Origin of the sequence: Vibrio makurazakiensis, assembly GCF_050337375.1 — a bacterium.
GTDB classification, from domain to species: domain Bacteria; phylum Pseudomonadota; class Gammaproteobacteria; order Enterobacterales; family Vibrionaceae; genus Vibrio; species Vibrio makurazakiensis.
The window spans coordinates 1-2,440 of the sequence record NZ_JAKJSW010000373.1; the positions used below are offsets into that span (position 1 = coordinate 1).

2 protein-coding genes are annotated in these 2,440 nt (G+C 41.8%); one reads left to right on the plus strand and one right to left on the minus strand.

The genetic code is table 11. From position 1 onward, the window contains the following. Nucleotides 1-1,045 (minus strand): peptide chain release factor 3 (prfC, locus tag L4C33_RS21510; RefSeq protein ID WP_428814425.1); only part of this gene is annotated, 1,045 nt, incomplete at its 3' end. A gap of 233 nt (nt 1,046-1,278) precedes the next feature. On the opposite strand from prfC, the gene L4C33_RS21515 reads away from it, so the two are divergent. Next, nucleotides 1,279-2,440, plus strand: a 1,162-nt coding sequence (locus tag L4C33_RS21515; RefSeq protein WP_428814426.1) for a diguanylate cyclase domain-containing protein, incomplete at its 3' end; no start/stop codon positions are given.

The window sequence follows — 2,440 nt, forward strand, 5'->3', positions numbered from 1 at the left end:
TAAAAGTAACAGCATCAGAAATGCTTACGTTCTTACCTGTACGAACATGGTTCATCTTCATACCTTGGTTGTAAGTACCCGATACGATACGCATAAATGCGATACGGTCACGGTGCTTAGGATCCATGTTTGCTTGGATCTTAAATACGAAGCCAGAGAACTTTTCTTCTGTTGCAACAACTTCACGCTCGTTTGCTTGGCGAGTTTGCGGACCCGGAGCCCACTCAGTCAAGCCGTCTAGCATGTGGTCAACACCAAAGTTACCAAGTGCAGTACCGAAGTAAACAGGCGTTAGTTCACCAGCAAGGAAAAGCTCATGATCAAATTCAGGGCAAGCACCGATAACAAGCTCAAGCTCTTCACGTACACTTTCTGCAAGATCATCGCCTACCGCTTCATTTAGCTCAGGGTTATCCAGACCTTTGATGATACGAACTTCTTGGATCTCATGGCCATGGCCAGATTCGTACAAGATAGTTTCATCACGGTGAATGTGGTAAACACCTTTAAACTCTTTACCACAACCAATTGGCCATGAGATAGGAGCACAAGCCATACCGAGTTCGCTTTCTACTTCATCCAATACTTCCATTGGGTCACGAACATCACGGTCAAGTTTGTTCATAAACGTAACGATAGGCGTATCACGAAGACGTGTCACTTCCATTAATTTACGTGTACGGTCTTCGACACCTTTAGCAGCATCAATTACCATCAAACAAGAGTCAACAGCCGTCAAAGTACGGTAAGTATCTTCCGAGAAATCTTCGTGTCCCGGAGTATCTAGTAAGTTCACCAAACATTCGTTATACGGGAACTGCATTACCGATGTTGTTACCGAGATACCACGTTCTTTCTCCATCTCCATCCAGTCAGACTTAGCATGCTGGTTTGAGCCACGGCCTTTTACGGTACCCGCTTTTTGAATCGCGTTTCCGAATAAAAGTACTTTTTCGGTAATCGTGGTTTTACCCGCATCCGGGTGAGAAATAATGGCGAAGGTTCTACGCTTAGATACCTCACCAATAAATGGTGTATTTGACATGAAATGTGATCTTCTTTGAGGGCTAACCGTAAACAACCTAATTGTTTGTCCTAAAGTTAGCTAGGCGAATCTAATTGCGGCGTATTTTCCCTTATATTGACGCAATGGGCAACTTGTCTGTGAGTAAAGATTCATCAATAAGATCCCACTATGGGAATGAAAATATTATTGAAGACTAAACTATCAATAAATATGAGCTATAACTAAATAGATAAGGGATTTTGGTTTTAGGTATGACGAATACAAAAAAAATACATTCTTTAGCATTTAGGCAGGCAAAAACCGTTTTTTTGGTTTCAGTAGTTCTAGGTGTTTTTTTTAGTTTTTATCACATTTTGGTGGATCTTCATCAGGAACAAACTCGAATTGAAGAGCACTATCAGTTCAAGCTTTTACAAAATTACTCGAACGCAAGTCAGGCCGCATACCACTTGAACCATTTACTCGCAGAACAAGTGGCGTCAAGCCTGATGATGGATAATGCGGTTTATAGTGTCGAAATTGTCGATGATTTTGGTGACATCCTCACGAAAAAAGACAACGTCATTGAACAGCAAGATTTGATTAATCAAGTATTATCCGATTTCTTAACACCTACCTCGCCATTTTATAGCATCGAACTTCACCAACCAAACTCAAGTGTCGTTGTCGGTAAACTGAGTTTTTCCGTCAATGGTTCAAGTATTGCTGAAGCGTTTATTTCTAAATCTAGTCGGATACTGATTTTCGATTTAATTCGAAATGTGTTGCTCACTACAATCTTACTCGCCTTTTTTTACTACAAGTTGTCTAAACCTATTGTCACTTTGATTGAGTGGGTAAAGTCACTGCAAGATAGACAAACGGCTTTACCACTCCCTACCGCTCACCGACAAGATGAACTGAGTCGACTTGCGACTTCATTTCACAGCCTTTGGCAAGCAAGGGAAGCCGCCGAAAGTCAGCTAAACCAGTTGGCTTATTATGACACCCTAACAGGGTTAGCAAATCGTAGCCTGTTATTAAAAACCCTCAACCAAACCATCAGTGCAGCAGTTAAGTCGAATACGTCAGGTGCCTTATTTTATTTAGATCTAGACCGTTTTAAAACGATCAATGATTCTCTTGGGCATACGATTGGTGATCACTTAATTAAAGCGATTTCGATGCGTATTGAGGCTTGGGTAAAAGAAGGTGATCTCGCCGCTCGAATTGGGGGCGATGAATTTACAATCCTCATGCCGAATGTAAGACCAGAAGATGCGCCAGATATGGCAAAACAGCTACTCGCGCTAATTTCAAACCCCTACTCTATTGATGATCACCAACTGTATTGCACCGTTAGTATTGGGATCTCTGTTTTTCCATCCGTTGATGCCACCAGCATTGATGTACTGCGACAAGCAGATACCGCTT